This window comes from Mycobacterium sp. TH-M103 (assembly GCF_057473785.1).
Genome location: NZ_JBYCLG010000106.1, coordinates 1 through 16915, shown reverse-complemented (window position 1 = coordinate 16915; position 16915 = coordinate 1). Strand labels below are relative to the sequence as shown.

Sequence of the window (16915 nt, the reverse complement as noted above, 5' to 3'; positions counted from 1 at the left end):
CCGCTCCAGCCCGCACCGGCGATGTTCATCGACGACGCCCACATCTTGCGAGCCTCGTCCTCCACCGTCTGCGCGTGCACCTCAAAACGACCCGCCATCGCCCGCATCGCATGCGGATCCGTCATAAACCGAGTGGCCATCACTCAGCTCCTTTCACATATTCGATTCCTGTCACGTACTGCCACACCCTTTATGCGGCAGCTAAACCAATTCCGACCTGCACCCCTATCCGATCCCGACTCGCGAAATCACGCTGGGCCGCGCCTGCGCCGCATTGGGACTGGCCCCGCCGCGTCCGAACATCCCGCCGGGCATCCCGCCGGCGGCGCCCATGCCACCCATCGGCATCGGCATGAACGGCATGCCGCCTCCCCCGGTGGGCCCGCCGACCGCACCGACGGGCACTGCGCCCACACCCGACATCGCGGCGCTGACCATGCGGGCCGGCGACGACCCCTGCCACGTCGGGGGCACCGACATCGCCCCCACCAGCCGGGCCTTGCCCAGCCCCGCCGACGCCGCGCCCAGGCCATCCGCCCCCGCGCCGCCGCCCAGGCCCTTGGGGGCCACGTCGCCGACGAACTTGGGTGCGTCCGCCAGCGGTGTGGTCGCACTGGCCAGACCGGCAGCCGGGTGCATCCCGGCCTGCAACGCCATCATCAGCGGCGACATCATCATGCTCGCCGGATACATCGCCATCGGGGCCATCTGCATGATCGACTGAAGCGGCAACTGGGACGCCACCGCCGTCACCGACGTCACCGCGGGCGCCATCGCCGCCTCCACCGGGGCCAGCAATGCGGCGCCCGCCGACGACGCCAACGCCGCGATCGGCGTCGACAGCAAGCTCCCGAGGCCCGCGAAACTCAGCGGCGGCAGGGCGAACGCCGGCAACGATGCCGCCGCCGCGGTCGCCGCGCCGTGGTAGCCGAACATGGCGGCCACGTCCTGCGCCCACATCTCCACGTACTGGAACTCGGTCTCAAAGATTGCGGGCGTGTTCTGCCCCAGGAAGTTCGTCGCAACCAGCGCCGTGAGCTGTGCCCGATTCGCGGCCACCGCCGCCGGAGCCACCGTCGCCGACCGCGCCGTCTCGTAAGCCGTAGCGGAGGCCGCCGCCTGAGCGGCCGCCGCTTCGGCCTGGCCCGCGGCGGCGCTCAGCCACCCCACATACGGTGCCGCCGCCGCGGCCATCGAGACCGACGCGGGACCCAGCCAGCCCCCGCCAGTCAGCCCAGAAACCACCGACTGGAACGACGACGCCGCACCCGACAGCTCCGAGGCCAAGCCGCCCCAAGCCGCCGCGGCCGTGAACAGGGGCCCAGACCCCGCTCCGGAAAACATCATTGCCGAGTTGATCTCCGGCGGCAACCACGGAAACGCCAGTGACATCACAACTCCCACCCAGCCGGCCGCGTCAAAAGGCCAGACCAATACGGATCCGAACCATCAACAAAAGCCACTCCCGGATCGTAAAGCACCAAGTGCGAATAAGCTCCACTTCCACCTAAACTTGAATCGGTCCGAAAATGTAATAATTGGAGCCGAATCAAAAATACGAAACTGGAACCGGTCAAAAGACGGTTGCGCTCGGCGGATCCCCCGCACGGGTCGTCTCCGCGCCGACCATCCCGGTCGCCGGAGACGAGCTGTACCTCTCGAGTATCGCACCCGCGTCCGGACCGGACAATGACGACGATAATGCGGGTGGATCATCGATGGAATTCAGACACATATACGGAAACGGGTCGACCGAGAAATTCCGAGAATTCCGAGCACAGCTGCTACTGATGACAAAATATGTTGACAAAATAACTTCGTCCGAATCGGCGATCACGCCGTTCGACGGGACCGACCGTGCCGGAATTCGCTAGCAACCCCTGAGCCGCGGCGCCAGGTAATTGGCGACGCCGTCCATCGCCACCCGCTCCTGGGTCATCGCATCACGCTCGCGCACGGTGACGGCGTTGTCCTCGAGCGAGTCGAAATCCACCGTCACGCAGAACGGTGTCCCCACCTCGTCCTGGCGGCGGTAGCGCCGCCCGATCGCGCCCGCGTCGTCGAAGTCGACGTTCCAGCATTTCCGCAACTCGGCCGCCAGGGCGGCGGCCTTGGGGCTCAAGTCGGCGTGCCTGGACAGCGGCAACACCGCGACCTTGACCGGCGCCAATCGCGGATCCAGCCGAAGCACCGTGCGCTTGTCCATCCCGCCCTTCGCATTCGGGGCCTCGTCCTCGCTGTAGGCGTCGACCAGGAACGCCATGAACGACCGGGTCAGGCCCGCCGCCGGTTCGATGACATACGGCGTGTACCGGGTGTCGGTGGCCTGGTCGTAGAAGGACAGGTCCACGCCGGAATGTTTCGCGTGCGTGGACAAGTCGAAGTCGGTGCGGTTGGCGATACCTTCCAGCTCGCCCCAGGCATTCCCGGCGAAACCGAATTTGTACTCGATATCGACGGTGCGGTCCGAGTAGTGCGACAGCTTTTCGGCGGGGTGTTCGAACAATCGCAGGTTCTGCGGATCGATGCCGAGGTCGACGTACCACTGCAGCCGGGTATCGATCCAATACTGATGCCAGTCCTTCGCGGTCTGCGGCTCGACAAAGAACTCCATCTCCATCTGCTCGAACTCGCGGGTGCGGAAGATGAAGTTGCCCGGGGTGATCTCGTTGCGGAAGCTCTTGCCGATCTGGCCGATGCCGAACGGCGGCTTCTTGCGGGCCGTCGTGACGACGTTGGCGAAGTTGATGAAGATGCCCTGGGCGGTTTCGGGGCGCAGGTAGTGCAGCCCCTCCTCGGTTTCGATCGGACCGAGATGGGTCTTGAGCATCATGTTGAACTCGCGCGGTTCGGTCCACTGGCCCTTGGTGCCGCAGTTGGGGCAGACGATCTCGCTCATCGGTACCGAATCGGGGTCGGCGATGCCCTTCTTCGCCGCGTACGCCTCCTGCATGTGGTCCTGACGATGCCGGTGGTGGCAGCTCAGGCATTCGACCAGCGGGTCGTGGAATACCTCGACATGTCCGGAGGCCACCCATACCTGCCGGGGCAAGATGATCGACGAATCGATGCCCACGACGTCGTCGCGGCCGGTGATCACCGAATGCCACCACTGCCGCTTGATGTTCTCTTTGAGTTCCACCCCCAGGGGCCCGTAGTCCCACGCCGACCTGGTACCGCCGTAGATCTCTCCGGAGGGGTACACGAAACCCCGCCGCTTGGCCAGGTTCACTACGGTGTCGATGACGGACGCCACGGGGTGGTGCGCTCCCTTCCCAGATCGACCGATAGATGCGACGACGGTTCGCCGCACGCAAATCTCCGTCATGGTACCGATGAGCGCCGGGGTCTTTGACATGCGTCATCATGCATGTGAGAGTGGAAAGCAACCGCTGGACGAAGCCCGCGGTCGACCGTCCGAAACCCGGCACTCTCGAGGTGATCACTCCCCCATGGCGATGTCCTCCCGCACGCCGACGGCCACCGCCGGCGACATGGGAGCGGACCTGGGCCTGGCCGCCCACGAGCACGACCCGGCCGGCCCGGGCGGGCACGCCGCGTATGCGGGGTACCCCGTACCGCCCCCCAGGGAGATTCTCGACGCCGCCGGCGAACTGCTGCGCGCGCTGGCCGCACCGGTGCGCATCGCCATCGTGCTGCAATTGCGCGAATCTCAGCGCTGCGTCCACGAACTGGTCGACGCGCTGGGCGTGCCACAGCCGCTGGTGAGCCAGCACCTGAAGATCCTCAAGGCGGCGGGCGTGGTGACCGGCGAGCGCTCGGGCCGCGAAGTGATGTACCGCCTCGCCGACCACCACCTGGCGCACATCGTCGTCGACGCCGTTGCCCATGCCGGCGAGGACACATGACCGGACCCAGTGTCCGCTCCACCCGGCAACGGGCGGCCATCTCCACCCTGCTGGAGACCCTCGACGAATTCCGCTCGGCCCAGGAACTGCACGACGAGCTACGGCGCCGCGGCGACAACATCGGGCTGACCACCGTCTACCGGACGCTGCAGTCCATGGCGGCGGCGGGGATGGTCGACACGCTGCGCACCGACACCGGGGAGTCCGTCTACCGCAGGTGCTCGGAGCACCATCACCACCATCTGGTGTGCCGCAACTGCGGCTCCACCATCGAGGTCGCCGACCACGAGGTCGAGGAATGGGCCGCCGAGGTGGCGGCCAAACACGGCTTCTCCGACGTCAGCCACACCATCGAGATCTTCGGTTTGTGCTCGGAGTGCAGGCCCTAGCGCCGTCACGAGGTCAGCGCGCGGTGCATCTCGGCGCCGGTGTCCAACACCAGCAGGACCAGGGTGCGCAGGGCCTCGTCGGCCAGGCCGGCACCCGGAAAGTTGTACCGCATGATCACGTCTGCGCTCTTGGCCGTGCCCTTGCCGGAATTGCGCTGCACCGCTTTGGCGTTGACCTTCTCCACGAGCGTCACGCTGCCGAAGTTGCTGTCGCGTGCCTGCCGGGCCACCTGGTCGGCGATCTTCTTGGTCAGCGGCAGGTCCCACGCCAGGACCTGGGTGAGCGACACCAGGTCCAGACCCTCGGCGATGTTGACCACCCGCAGCGACGCGATCGTGCCGTCGTGGCGGATCGTCAGCGCACCGTCGGGCTCCTCGTCGACGGGCACGACGCCGACCAGGACGGAGGCCAGACGCTCCTGCAGTGACGGCACTAAGCACTCCCGAATCGTCGGTTGCGGGAAGCATATTCCTCGCAAGCTGCCCACAGGTCGCGGCGGTCGTAGTCGGGCCACAGCTTGTCCTGGAAGATGTACTCGGCGTAGGCCGCCTGCCACAGCATGAAGTTGCTGGACCGCTGCTCCCCCGACGTCCGCAGGAACAGGTCGACGTCGGGGATGTCGGGCCGCTGCAGGTGGCGGGCGATCGTGGACTCGGTGATCCGGTCCGGGTTCAGCCGGCCCGCGGCGGCCTCGCGGGCGATCTCCCTTGTGGCTTCAGCGATTTCGGTGCGGCCACCGTAGTTCACGCAGTAGTTGACGGTGATCACGTCGTTGCCGTCCGTCATCGCCTCGGCGATCGCCAGCTCGTTGATGACGCTGCGCCACAACCGCGGCCGCGAGCCCACCCACCGGATCCGGACGCCCATCTCGTTGAGGCTCTCGCGGCGCCGCCGCACCACATCGCGGTTGAAACCCATCAGGAACCGGACCTCTTCGGGCGAGCGCTTCCAGTTCTCGGTGGAAAAGGCGTAGAGGCTGAGCCACTTGATACCGAGTTCGATTGCCCCGCAAGCGATGTCGATCACCACCGCCTCGCCCATCTTGTGGCCTTCGGTGCGGCGCAGCCCGCGCTGGGTGGCCCAGCGGCCGTTGCCGTCCATCACGATGGCGACGTGGTTGGGCAGGCGGTCGGCCGGTATGCGCGGCGCGGCCGCCTTGGAAATGTGCTGGGGCGGCCTGCGCGGGCCGCCGCCGGGTGCGGGCGGCAACTCGGGGAACTCGACGGGCCACGTGGAGGTGTCGGGAAAGACCGGGTAGTCGTCGGGCGCGGGCGGCAGCTGCGGGAAGTCGGCCGGGACCGGCCCGCGGCCGGTCTTCTTAGCCACAGGCCATGTCCTGCCGGGTGAGTGCCGCGCGCAGGTCGGCGACAGTGCGGTCGGCGCGGTAGGTCCGTTCGACCAGCGGCAGCGTTTTGAGCTGCCGCTCCAGATGCCATTGCAGGTGCGCGGCCACCAGTCCGCTGACGTGGCTGCGGTGCGACTGCGGCGCCACCTGGGCGGCCTCCCAGTCACCGTCGTGCAACGCACACATCAGGTCCAGCACCCCCGGTGGCGGGGTGGTGGAACCGGCCGGGCGGCAGTGCGGGCAGACGCTGCCCCCGGCGGCGATGTGAAACGCCCGGTGCGGCCCGGGCGTGGCGCACCGGGCGCACTCGTTGAGCGCCGGCGCCCATCCGGCGATGCCCATGGCACGCAGCAGGTAGGCGTCCAGCAGCAGGTCGCGGGGGCGGTGCCCGTCGGCCACCGCCCGCAGCGCGCTCACCGTGAGCCGATGCAGGGCCGGGACGGGTGCCCGCTCCTCGCCGGCGAGGCGTTCGGCGGTTTCCAGCATCGCGCACCCGCAGGTGTACCGGCCGTAGTCGTTGACGATGTCGGTGGCGAACGAGTCGATCGAAACCACCTGGGTCACGATGTCCAGGTTCCGGCCCGGGTGCAGTTGGACGTCGATGTGCGCGAAGGGCTCCAGCCGCGCACCGAATTTGCTGCGGGTGCGGCGCACGCCCTTGGCCACCGCGCGGACCAGTCCATGCTCGCGGGTCAGCAGAGTGACGATCCGGTCAGCCTCGCCGAGCTTGTGCTGGCGCAGTACAACCGCCCGGTCTCGATACAGCCGCATTACAACAGTTTTGCACCCCACCGCGACATCGCGGGTATCCGCGCCGATAGTCTCGTACCCCGTGGTTGGCGCTCGTGAGTACACTTCCGGATCCGTTCCCGGTTCCGGCAGCCAGCGCCTGCCCACGCTGACTGACCTGCTCTATCAGCTCGCCAGCCGCTCGGTGACGTCGGACACATTGGTGCGCCGTTCCCTGCACGCCATCAACCTCAGCCAGTCCACGCTGAACGCCTTCCGGGTGGTTCTCACCGAGTCGGCGCTGGCCGACGCGGCCGAGGCCGACCGCCGCCGGGCCGCCGGCGACACCGCCCCGCTGCTCGGCGTCCCGATCGCGGTCAAGGACGACGTCGACGTTGCTGGAGTGCCCACCGCGTACGGGACCGACGGCTATGTCAGTCCCGCCACCCAGGACGCCGAGGTGGTTCGGCGCCTGAAGGCCGCCGGCGCGGTGATCGTCGGCAAGACCAACACCTGCGAACTGGGCCAATGGCCGTTCACCAGCGGGCCCGGCTTCGGGCACACCCGCAACCCATGGTCGCGGCGGCACACCCCGGGCGGGTCTTCGGGCGGCAGCGCGGCCGCGGTCGCCGCGGGCCTGGTCACCGCCGCCATCGGCTCCGACGGCGCCGGCAGCATCCGCATCCCGGCCGCGTGGACGCACCTGGTGGGCATCAAGCCCCAGCGGGGCCGCATCTCCACCTGGCCGCTGCCGGAGGCGTTCAACGGCATCACGGTCAACGGCGTGCTGGCCCGCACCGTGGCCGATGCGGCCCTGGTCCTCGACGCCGCATCCGGCAACGTCGAAGCCGAGCGGCACCGGCCGCGCCCGGTCCGGGTTTCCGACTACGTCGGCAAAGCGCCCGGCCCGCTGACCATCGCGCTGTCAACCCGCTTCCCGTTCACCGGTTTTCGGGCCAAACTGCACCCGGAGATCGCAACCGCGACGCGCGCCGTGGCCAAGCAACTGCAACTGCTCGGCCACACCGTGGTGCCCGGCAACCCCGACTACGGCCTGCGGTTGTCGTGGGACTTCCTGGTCCGGTCCACCGCGGGCCTGCGCGAGTGGGAGGAGCGCCTGGGCGACGGCGTCACGTTCGATCCGCGCACCGTGGCCAATCTGCGCACCGGCCACGTGCTGGGGCAGGCGACGCTGCGCAGCGCCCGCCGCCACGAGGCCGCCGCCCAGCGCCGCGTCGGCTCGGTCTTCGACATCGTCGACGTGGTGCTGGCACCGACCACCGCGCAGCCGCCTCCCCCGGTGCACGCGTTCGACAGGCTGGGCAGCTACCGCCTCGACCGCACCATGATCCGCGCCTGCCCGGTGACGTGGCCGTGGAACGTGTTGGGCTGGCCGTCGATCAACGTGCCGGCGGGGTTCACCTCCGACGGCCTGCCGATCGGGGTGCAGCTGATGGGACCGGCGGATAGCGAACCCATGCTGGTCTCGCTGGCCGCGGAGCTCGAAGCCGTCTGCGGCTGGGCGAGCAAGCAGCCGCAGGTGTGGTGGAACGCCGGCGCGGACGCCTCGCGCTGAGGCGAACCGGCGGCCTCGGGACTGCGCAGGTCCACGCGGCCTACCAGCTACGGGCGGAAGAAAATGACGCTCTAGAAGCCAAGCCGGCCAAGCTGTTTGGGGTCGCTCTGCCAGTTCTTGGCGATCTTAACCCGCAGGTCGAGGTAGACCTTGGTGCCCAGCAGCTTTTCGATCTGGGTGCGCGCCGCGGTGCCCACCTCCTTCAGCCGGGCCCCGCCCTTGCCGATGACGATCCCTTTCTGGCTGGACCTTTCGACGTAGAGGATGGCGTGCACGTCGATCAGGTCGTCGCGGCCCTCGCGCGGGTTGACCTCGTCGATCACCACGGCGAGCGAATGCGGGAGTTCGTCGCGTACCCCCTCGAGGGCCGCCTCGCGGATGAGCTCGGCCATCAGGACCTCCTCCGGCTCGTCGGTCAGCTCGCCGTCGGGGTAGTACGCCGGGCCCGGCGGCAGGGCCGCGGCCAGGACGTCGACCAGCACGTCGACCTGTTCCCCGCTGACCGCCGACACCGGCACGATCTCGGCCGACGGGCCGACGAGTTCGCTGACCGCGACCAGCTGCGCGGCGAGCCGGTCCTTGGGCGCCTTGTCGATCTTGGTGACGATCCCGACGAGGGTGGTCGCCGGCGCGACGGCGCGGACCTGGTCGACGATCCAGCGGTCACCGGGGCCGATCGCCTCGTCGGCGGGGATGCACAGCCCGATCACGTCGACTTCGGCGTAGGTGTCGCGGACCAGGTCGTTGAGCCGCTTGCCGAGCAGGGTGCGCGGCCGGTGCAGGCCGGGGGTGTCGACCAGGATGATCTGGAAGTCCTCCCGGTGCACGATGCCGCGAATGGTGTGCCGGGTGGTCTGCGGCCGCATGGAGGTGATCGCCACTTTGGCGCCCACCAGCGCGTTGGTCAGCGTCGACTTTCCGGTGTTGGGCCGGCCGATCAAACACACGAAGCCCGAACGGAATTCCGTCATGACAGCCTTTCGCCGAACGTGCATCCAGGCCGACATACGGCGGACATTCCCGCCGTGGGCACACGCTCGGCACCGGACCGCTCAGCCATGACGGCCGGCTTCCGCGCGGTCGGACCCGTCGGGCTCGGCCGGGCTCAGCAAGACGGTGCCGATCCGCACCCGGCCCCGATGGTCGGTACCTCCTTCGGCGTGCAGGCGCAGGCCGTGCGACACCACCTCGGCGCCCGGCAGCGGGACCCGGCCCAGTTCCAGGGCCAGCAGTCCGCCCACGGTGTCGATGTCGAGATCGTCGTCGAACTCCACCCCGTACAACTCCCCGACGTCCTCGATCGGCAGCCGGGCCGACACGCGGAAACGCCTGTCGCCCAGGTCCTCGATCGGCGCCGTCTCCGCTTGGTCGTACTCGTCGGCGATCTCCCCGACGATTTCCTCGAGCACGTCTTCGATGCTGACCAGGCCGGCGATCGCCCCGTACTCGTCGACCAGCAGGGCCATGTGGTTGCGGTCGCGCTGCATGTCCCGCAGCAGCGCGTCCAGCGGCTTGGAGTCCGGCACGAACACCGCCGGGCGCATCACCTGCGCCACGGTGGTGTCCCGGCCGCCGTCTTGCGACAGGAACGTATGCTGGACAAGGTCTTTCAGATACACGACCCCGACGATGTCGTCGACGTTCTCGCCTATCACCGGGATGCGGGAATGGCCGCTGCGGACGGCCAGGTTGATCGCCTGGCTGGCCAGTTTGTCGCTTTCGATCCAGATCATTTCGGTTCGCGGCACCATCACTTCGCGGGCGGGGGTGTCGCCGAGTTCGAACACCGACTGGATCATCCGGCGCTCGTCGGCGGCGACGACGCCGCGCTGCTGGGCCAGATCGACGACCTCGCGCAACTCGATCTCGGACGCGAACGGCCCGTTTCGCAGCCCACGGCCGGGCGTGAGTGCGTTACCCAGCACGACCAGCAATCGGCTGATCGGCATCAGCAACCACGAAAGCAACTGCAGCGGAACGGCCGTCGCCAGCGAGATCGAGTAGGCGTGCTGGCGCCCGAGCGTGCGCGGGCCCACCCCGATGACGACGAAGCTGACCACGACCATGATGATCGCGGCGACGAACAGCCCGCCGTCCAGGCTCAGGGCGTGCCGGAAGAACACCACCAGCAACGCGGTCGCGGTGATCTCGCAGGTGATCCGCAGCAGCACCATCAGGTTGATGTAGCGCGGCCGCTCGGCCATCACCTTCGACAACGCCACCGCACCGGGCAGCTCCTCGCGCACCAACTCCTGAACGCGGGCCAGCGACACCGTGCCGATGGCGGCGTCGATCGCCGCGAAGAGTCCGCCCAGGGCGATCAGCGCGATCGCGCCCAGCAGTTCATTCAGTCCGGTCACAGGTCGAAGGCCGCAATGTCCGGCAAACTTCCTGCCATCCGGACATTTTGACATACCGCCCCGCCGCGCCCGGTCACCGCGACGCTCAACGCCTGCGCGGGCGCCGCGGTCGGCTCCGAAACCAGCCGAGAACACCCAACAACTTGCCAGCAATACCCAAGCATTGGACTCTATTCTCAGGCTCCGTGTGCAGTCGTCGCACCACCCGGCGGTGGGTCAGGTGAGCGACTTCCCCCCACCGCTGCCGCCGTTCGCCGATGCCGATCGGATCGTGATCGCGGACGACCCCAAGGACTACTGGCGCGCGCTTCAGTCCGAGGGTGTGTTCGTCGGAATGGGCGGCTACTACCTGGTGACGCGCCGCGAGGACGTGCTGGCGGCACTGGGCGACTACGCCACCTTCACCTCACGCAGGCAGCCGCTCCCGGTGCCCGGGGCCGGGATGAAAACACTTCCGACCCCGGTACCGCTTGCCTACGATCCGCCCGAGCACTCGCGCTTCCGCCGGATTCTGCAGCCCTACTTCACCCCGCGCGCGGTGGATGCGCTGCTGCCCGCGCTGCGAGCGCAGGCGTCGGCGCTCATCGACGCATTGGTGCCCCGCGGTGAGTGCGAAGCGATCGCCGACGTCGCCGTTCCGTTCCCCTTCGGCGTGTTGACGGCACTGTGCGGGCTCCCGCCGAGCGACCGGGACAAGCTGGCCGCATGGGCGGAAGACGTCAACTGGGATACACCCGGGTCACCCCAAGCCTCCGGGCTGTTCGCCTACCTGGTCGAAGCCATCCAGGGCGCCGACAGGCCGGCGCTTGCATCGCAGCTGCTCACCGGCGCCGACCCGCTCACCGAGAACGAGGTGATCGGGTTCTACGCCCTGCTGTGCTCCGCCCAGGACGCCATCCAGGCGGCCATTGGGTCGGCGCTGCTGCACCTGGCCCGCGACCGGCGGCTTCGTCTCACGCTGCGCGACAATCCCGACCAGGTCGGGGCGTTCATCGAGGAGCTGCTGCGGCTCGAGACGCCTTTCCCGTTCATCGGGCGCTTCACCGCGCGACAGGTTACGCTCGCCGGGGTCACGATACCGGCGGGCTCGGTGGTGGTCCTATGCCTGGCGACGACGAACCTCGAGGCCGACGACCAGTCGTCGGTGACCATGACCGACGACGGCAAAATCCGGCCCAAACGTCACCGGAGCTTCGCGGCGGGAGTCCATCGCTGCCTGGGCAAAGCCCTGGCCCGCATCGAGCTGGCCGTGATCATCACCGGGTTCCTCGATGCCGTACCGGATTTCGAGTTGGAGCCCGGTTTCACGCCGGCCTTCACGTTCACCCCCGGCGGCGCGGTCATGCCGAGCAGTCTGCCGCTGAGGTGGAACCCACGCTCGTGAGCCGCGGCCAGCCGGCTCAGTTGTCGAAATACCTCGACTTGTCCAGCAACCGCCGGTCTTTCTCACCCTGCAGGTCCTGGCGGTAGGCCTCGACCTGCTCGGCAACCCACTCTTCGAGCAACCGGTCCTGAAGGGCGAACATCTCCTTCTCCTCGTCCGGCTCGCCGTGGTCGTAGCCGAGCAGGTGCAGCACACCGTGGATAGTCAGCAACGCCAGCTCGTGGCCCAGGCTGTGGCCCGCCGCGGCGGCCTGCTCGGCGGCGAACTCCGGGCACAGCACGATGTCGCCGAGCATGGCCGGCCCCGGTTCGGGGGCGTCGGGTCGGCCGCCGGGCTCGAGCTCGTCCATCGGGAAGCTCATCACGTCGGTCGGACCGGGCAGGTCCATCCACCGCATGTGGAGGTCGGCCATGGCGGCGGTGTCCAGCAACACCATCGAGAGCTCGGCGCTGGGGTTGACGTCCATCTTCGTCAGCACGAACCGTGCGACGCTGACCAGTTCCGCCTCGGAGACGTCGATGCCGGACTCGTTGGAGACTTCGATGCTCATCGCGTGATCACCGCACCACTATCGGCGACCGCGCGAACCCGACGACCGGCGAGCCGCCCGATTCATCGTCAGCCCGGGCTGTTCGGACCTCGCATAGGCGTCCACGATCTCCGAGACGAGCCGGTGGCGCACCACGTCCGCGCTCGTCAGCTCCGCGATGTGGATGTCATCGACGCTGTCGAGGATCTCCATGGCCGACCGCAGGCCGGACCTGGAACCGCCCGGCAGGTCGATCTGGGTGATGTCGCCGGTGACGACGATCTTGGATCCGAACCCGAGCCGGGTGAGGAACATCTTCATCTGCTCCGCGGTGGTGTTCTGCGCCTCGTCGAGGACGATGAAGGCCGAATTCAGCGTGCGGCCCCGCATGTACGCCAGCGGCGCCACCTCGATAACGCCGGCGGACATCAGCTTCGGGATCAGCTCGGGGTCCATCATGTCGTAGAGCGCGTCGTAGAGCGGCCGCAGATACGGGTCGATCTTCTCGCTCAGCGTGCCCGGCAGAAAGCCAAGGCGCTCACCGGCTTCCACCGCGGGCCGGGTCAGGATGATGCGGGTCACCTGCTTGGTCTGCAGGGCGCGGACCGCCTTGGCCATGGCCAGGTAGGTCTTGCCGGTGCCGGCCGGCCCCACACCGAAGACGATGGTGTTGGCGTCGATGGCGTCGACGTAGCGCTTCTGGTTCAGTGTCTTTGGCCGGATCGTCTTGCCGCGCCGCGACAGGATGTCCAGGGTCAGGACCTCGGCGGGCGACTCGTCGCCGGCACCGACCAGCATGGCGACGCTGTGGCGCACCACCTCCGGCGTCAGCGGCTGGCCGCCGGCCACGATGGCGACCAGCTCGGAGAGCACCCGCTCGGCGAGTGCGACGTCGCCCGGCTCGCCGGACAGGGTGACGGTGTTGCCGCGCACATGCAGGTTGGCGTTGAGCGTGCGTTCGAGGGCGCGCAGGTTCTCGTCTGCCGAGCCCAACAGTCCCACGATGAGATCGGGCGGAACGTCGATGCTGCTATCAACCTGGTCAGAAGCCGGCAAAGTGTCATCAACGCTGGTCTCACGGGGCGTCACGTGGTTTCCGATGCCTGCCTTCCGCTGTTTGCCGGGATCACGTTCCCGACCGCCCAGTCTACCGCCGGTCACGACCCCCTCCCAAGCGCGCATTTGCGGCGCGGTCTGGCCACGACATGCACCCGGCGACGCGTCAGCGGCGCGTCGCGTCGCCGATTTCACGGTCGGCGCCCGGGTCCCATCGCCCGGTGAGCACGCCCAGGGCACCCAGCGCCACCGCCGCCGCGCTCGACGTCCGCAACACCTGCGGACCGAGGCGGACCGCCACCGCGCCCGCGCCGGTCAGCGCGGCGATCTCCTGCGGCGCGATGCCGCCCTCCGGGCCGACCAGCAGTAGAACCGAATCTGCTTGTGCGACAGAAGTATCCACCAGCCCAGTGGTGGCCGCCTCGTGCAACGCCAGCACCGCTGCGCCGGCGGCCACCTCCGCGCGGACCCGCTCGGTGAGCGCCGCGGTGGACAGCACCCCCTCGACGGGCGGGATGTGCGCCCGGCGGGATTGGCGTGCCGCCGACCGGGCGACGGCGCGCCACCGGCGCAGCCCCTTGTCGACACGCGCACCTTGCCAGGTGGCCACGCACCGGTCCGCCTGCCAGGCCACGAACGCGTCGGCGCCGGCTTCGGTGGCCAGTTCGATTGCCAGCTCCGAACGCTCCGACTTGGGCAGCGCCTGCACGACCGTGACCCGGGGGCGCCCGGGCGCAACGCGCCACCGCCCCAGCACCCGCGCGCGCAGCCCGTCGCGGCCCGCGTGTTCGACCTCGCAGCGGGCCAGGTTCCCGGCGCCGTCCCCGAGCACCAGCTGCTCGCCGAGGCGGATCCGGCGCACGGTCGCCGCGTGAAACCCTTCGTCGCCGTCGACGACGGCCAGCCCGCCGGCCTCGGGCAGCGCGTCGACGTAGAACAGCGTCGCCACCATCTCCGGACGGCCCCGACGACCGCGGTCAGCGACCGGTGAAGGTCTCGCGCAGGCGGCTGAACAGCCCGCCGCCGTTGCCGGCGTGGTGCGAGGAGCGGACCTCGGCCACGTCGCGGCCGCGGCGGCTCTTCAGCTCGCGCAGCAGTTCGGTGTCCTGCTGGTCCAGCCGGGTGGGAACCACCACCTCGACGTGGACGAGCAGGTTGCCCCGGACGCCCGACCGCAGGTGCGGCATCCCGTGCCCGCGCAGCGTGATGATCGTGCCCGGCTGCGTGCCGGGCGGGATCGTGATCTCGCTCATCCCGTCCAGGATGGCGTCGACGGTGACCGTGACGCCCAACGCCGCGTCCACCATCGGCACCGAGACCGTGCAGTGCAAGTCGTCGCCCTCGCGCACGAAGATGTCGTGGGTCTGTTCGTGCACCTCGACGTAAAGGTCGCCGGCCGGCCCGCCGCCGGGACCGACCTCACCCTGCGCGGCGAGCCGCACCCGCATGCCCTCGCCGACGCCGGCGGGGATCTTGACGCTGATCTCCCGGCGCGCCCGCACCCGGCCGTCGCCCATGCACTGGTGGCACGGGTCGGGGATGGTCACGCCGACCCCGCGGCAGGTGGGACAGGGCCGTGAGGTCATCACCTGGCCCAGCAGCGAGCGCTGCACCGTCTGGATCTCCCCGCGGCCGCCGCAGGTGTCGCACGGGACCGGGGCGGAGTCGCCGTTGGTGCCCTTGCCCTGGCAGCGGTCGCACAGCACCGCGGTGTCGACGGTGACCTGTTTGGTGACGCCGGTGGCGCACTCCTCGAGGTCGAGGCGCATCCGCAGCAGCGAGTCCGAACCGGGCCGGACCCGCCCGATGGGTCCCCGCGACGTCCCGCCACCATTGAAGCCGCCGCCGAAGAAGGCCTCGAACACGTCGCCCAGGTTGCCGAAACCGCCGAAACCTCCGGCGCCCGCCGCAGCGTTTTCCAACGGGTCCCCGCCGAGGTCGACGATCCGGCGTTTCTCCGGGTCGCTCAGCACCTCGTAGGCGGCACTGATCTCCTGGAATTTCGCCTGCGCGGCCTCGTCGGGATTGACGTCCGGATGCAGTTCGCGCGCCAGTTTGCGGTAGGCGCGTTTGATGTCCGCATCGCTGGCGTTCTTGCTCACACCGAGCAGCCCGTAATAGTCGCGTGCCACGCTTGAGTCTCCTATACCTGGTTCTTCGCCGCGCCTGCGCAAGCCTGAGCATTATGCAGGTGCACGTTCACCGAGCACCCAGCACTTCGCCGATGTAGAGAGCAACCGCAGCAACGTTGGCAATAGTTCCCGGATAATCCATTCTGGTCGGCCCCAATACACCCATTCCGCCGTATACGGTGTCGGGGGTGCCATAGGCGGTGGTAACCACCGAGGTGCCCACCATCTGCTCGGCGGCCGTCTCGTGCCCGATGCGCACCGTGACCTTGCCGGCCTCCTGCTGGGCCGCCAGCAGCTTCAGCACCACGACCTGCTCCTCGAGCGCCTCGAGGATGGAGCGCAGCGAGCCCCCGAAATCCGCTGCGTTGCGGGTCAGGTTGGCGGCGCCGCCCATCAGCAGGCGCTCCTCGGTGTGCTCGACCAGCGACTCCAGCAGCACCGTCGCCGAGCGGCCGACGGCGTCGCTGAGCCCGTCGGGACCGCGCAGCTGCCCGGCGAGGTCGGCTACCGCGACCGAGGCCGCCGACAGCTTCTTACCGATCAGCGCCTGGCCGAGCATGTCGCGCAACTGGGAGAGCTGGTGGTCCTCGATCACGTCGCCGAGCTCGACGATGCGCTGGTCCACCCGGCCGGAGTCGGTGATGACGACCATCAGCAGCCGGGCCGGGGTCAAAGCGATCACTTCCAGGTGGCGCACGGTCGATGACGACAGCGTCGGGTACTGCACCACGGCCACCTGGCGGGTCAGCTGCGCCAGCAGCCGCACCGCACGGCGCAGCACGTCGTCGAGGTCCACACCGGACTCGAGGAAGCCCTGGATCGCGCGCCGCTCGGCAGACGACAGCGGCTTGACGTCCTCGAGCCGGTCGACGAACTCGCGGTAGCCCTTCTCGGTGGGCACCCGCCCCGAGCTGGTGTGGGGCTGCACGATGTAGCCCTCGGCCTCCAACACCGCCATGTCGTTGCGGATCGTCGCCGACGACACCCCCAGGTTGTGACGCTCGACCAGGGACTTCGAACCGATCGGTTCCTTGGTGGCGACGAAGTCGGCGACGATGGCCCGCAGCACTTCAAAGCGGCGTTCGTCGGCGCTACCCATCGCTTGTCACCTCCCTGACACCTGCTGACCGGCTTCATTTTACGGGCCCCGACATGCGCTGACCGGCAGCAGCGGAGAGCGTCGACGCCGCGAAGGGCTTTTCCGGCTAGCCTATCCAGCATGGTTGCGTCGGGCTCGCGCGATTCGACAGGGCTGGAATCGCCGATGGTCGACCCATGATCTTCAAAGGCGTGCGGGAAGGTAAGCCCTATCCCGAGCACGGGCTGTCGTACAAAGACTGGTCCCGCATACCGCCGCAGCAGATCCGGCTGGACGAATTGGTCACCACGACGACGGTGCTCGCGCTCGACCGGCTGCTTTCGGAGGACTCCACCTTTTACGGGGACCTTTTCCCGCACGCGGTGCGCTGGAAGGGGATCACCTACCTCGAGGACGGCCTGCACCGCGCGGTGCGCGCCGCGCTGCGGAACCGCACGGTGCTGCAC

General features: G+C 68.8%; 18 protein-coding genes. 5 read left to right on the top strand and 13 right to left on the bottom strand.

From position 1 onward, the window contains the following. The 3 genes from AC2VOR_RS06190 to AC2VOR_RS06180 all read right to left on the bottom strand — a co-directional run. On the bottom strand, window positions 1-140 hold a 140-nt coding region (locus AC2VOR_RS06190), incomplete at its 3' end, for a WXG100 family type VII secretion target (RefSeq protein WP_486963389.1). Window positions 141-225: 85 nt separating this feature from the next. Then, window positions 226-1392, bottom strand: a complete 1167-nt coding sequence (locus tag AC2VOR_RS06185) for a PPE family protein (RefSeq protein ID WP_486963388.1) — start codon at window positions 1390-1392, stop codon at window positions 226-228. A gap of 478 nt (window positions 1393-1870) precedes the next feature. Continuing rightward, window positions 1871-3289: a glycine--tRNA ligase gene (locus AC2VOR_RS06180; protein ID WP_369741519.1), complete on the bottom strand. Its 1419-nt coding sequence runs from the start codon at window positions 3287-3289 to the stop codon at window positions 1871-1873. A gap of 163 nt (window positions 3290-3452) precedes the next feature. Between AC2VOR_RS06180 and AC2VOR_RS06175 the strand changes: the two genes are divergently transcribed. Together AC2VOR_RS06175 and AC2VOR_RS06170 are read left to right on the top strand one after the other, a co-directional pair. Next, window positions 3453-3869, top strand: a complete 417-nt coding sequence (locus tag AC2VOR_RS06175; protein ID WP_369738027.1) for an ArsR/SmtB family transcription factor — start codon at window positions 3453-3455, stop codon at window positions 3867-3869. Next, entirely contained in the window at window positions 3866-4258 is a 393-nt protein-coding gene (locus AC2VOR_RS06170; RefSeq protein ID WP_369738025.1) for a Fur family transcriptional regulator, read from the top strand. Before AC2VOR_RS06175 ends, AC2VOR_RS06170 begins: the two co-directional genes overlap by 4 nt. Before the next feature lie 5 nt (window positions 4259-4263). Here AC2VOR_RS06170 and AC2VOR_RS06165 read toward each other — a convergent pair whose 3' ends face one another. Genes AC2VOR_RS06165 through recO form a run of 3 tightly spaced genes read right to left on the bottom strand, consistent with a single transcriptional unit; the run spans window position 4264 to window position 6375 of the window. Then, window positions 4264-4692, bottom strand: coding sequence for a hypothetical protein (locus AC2VOR_RS06165; protein ID WP_369738024.1), 429 nt, complete (start codon window positions 4690-4692; stop codon window positions 4264-4266). After that, a complete protein-coding gene (locus AC2VOR_RS06160; protein ID WP_369738023.1) occupies window positions 4692-5585 on the bottom strand; it encodes a decaprenyl diphosphate synthase in 894 nt (297 codons plus the stop codon). Before AC2VOR_RS06160 ends, AC2VOR_RS06165 begins: the two co-directional genes overlap by 1 nt. Further along, window positions 5578-6375, bottom strand: a complete 798-nt coding sequence (gene recO / locus AC2VOR_RS06155; RefSeq protein ID WP_369738021.1) for a DNA repair protein RecO — start codon at window positions 6373-6375, stop codon at window positions 5578-5580. The genes AC2VOR_RS06160 and recO overlap by 8 nt, the downstream gene beginning before the upstream one ends. A gap of 61 nt (window positions 6376-6436) precedes the next feature. On the opposite strand from recO, the gene AC2VOR_RS06150 reads away from it, so the two are divergent. Continuing rightward, the gene (locus AC2VOR_RS06150) at window positions 6437-7909 is read left to right on the top strand and encodes an amidase (RefSeq protein ID WP_369738019.1); all 1473 of its coding nucleotides are present in this window, start codon (window positions 6437-6439) and stop codon (window positions 7907-7909) included. A gap of 71 nt (window positions 7910-7980) precedes the next feature. Here AC2VOR_RS06150 and era read toward each other — a convergent pair whose 3' ends face one another. Next, window positions 7981-8880, bottom strand: a complete 900-nt coding sequence (era, locus tag AC2VOR_RS06145; protein ID WP_369738018.1) for a GTPase Era — start codon at window positions 8878-8880, stop codon at window positions 7981-7983. An 81-nt stretch (window positions 8881-8961) separates the two neighbouring features. Beyond that, window positions 8962-10269: a hemolysin family protein gene (locus tag AC2VOR_RS06140; protein ID WP_369738016.1), complete on the bottom strand. Its 1308-nt coding sequence runs from the start codon at window positions 10267-10269 to the stop codon at window positions 8962-8964. Between the two features lie 220 nt (window positions 10270-10489). Here AC2VOR_RS06140 and AC2VOR_RS06135 point away from each other — a divergent pair, with 220 nt between their 5' ends. Then, on the top strand, window positions 10490-11653 hold the full coding sequence (locus tag AC2VOR_RS06135; RefSeq protein WP_369738015.1) for a cytochrome P450: 1164 nt from the start codon (window positions 10490-10492) through the stop codon (window positions 11651-11653). A 16-nt stretch (window positions 11654-11669) separates the two neighbouring features. On the opposite strand, the gene ybeY is transcribed toward AC2VOR_RS06135, so the two are convergent. The 5 genes from ybeY to hrcA all read right to left on the bottom strand — a co-directional run bounded on the left by ybeY (window position 11670) and on the right by hrcA (window position 16469). After that, window positions 11670-12203, bottom strand: a complete 534-nt coding sequence (ybeY, locus tag AC2VOR_RS06130; RefSeq protein ID WP_369738014.1) for an rRNA maturation RNase YbeY — start codon at window positions 12201-12203, stop codon at window positions 11670-11672. Between the two features lie 18 nt (window positions 12204-12221). Next, complete coding sequence (locus AC2VOR_RS06125; protein WP_369738012.1) at window positions 12222-13271, bottom strand: PhoH family protein; 1050 nt, start codon at window positions 13269-13271, stop codon at window positions 12222-12224. A 133-nt stretch (window positions 13272-13404) separates the two neighbouring features. After that, entirely contained in the window at window positions 13405-14190 is a 786-nt protein-coding gene (locus AC2VOR_RS06120; RefSeq protein WP_486963387.1) for a 16S rRNA (uracil(1498)-N(3))-methyltransferase, read from the bottom strand. Window positions 14191-14215: 25 nt separating this feature from the next. Then, window positions 14216-15370, bottom strand: a complete 1155-nt coding sequence (dnaJ, locus tag AC2VOR_RS06115; RefSeq protein ID WP_369738010.1) for a molecular chaperone DnaJ — start codon at window positions 15368-15370, stop codon at window positions 14216-14218. A 67-nt stretch (window positions 15371-15437) separates the two neighbouring features. Then, on the bottom strand, window positions 15438-16469 hold the full coding sequence (hrcA, locus tag AC2VOR_RS06110; RefSeq protein WP_369738008.1) for a heat-inducible transcriptional repressor HrcA: 1032 nt from the start codon (window positions 16467-16469) through the stop codon (window positions 15438-15440). 176 nt (window positions 16470-16645) lie between these two features. Here hrcA and AC2VOR_RS06105 point away from each other — a divergent pair. Continuing rightward, window positions 16646-16915: type II toxin-antitoxin system VapB family antitoxin (locus tag AC2VOR_RS06105; RefSeq protein ID WP_486963386.1), on the top strand; the 270-nt coding region annotated here is incomplete at its 3' end.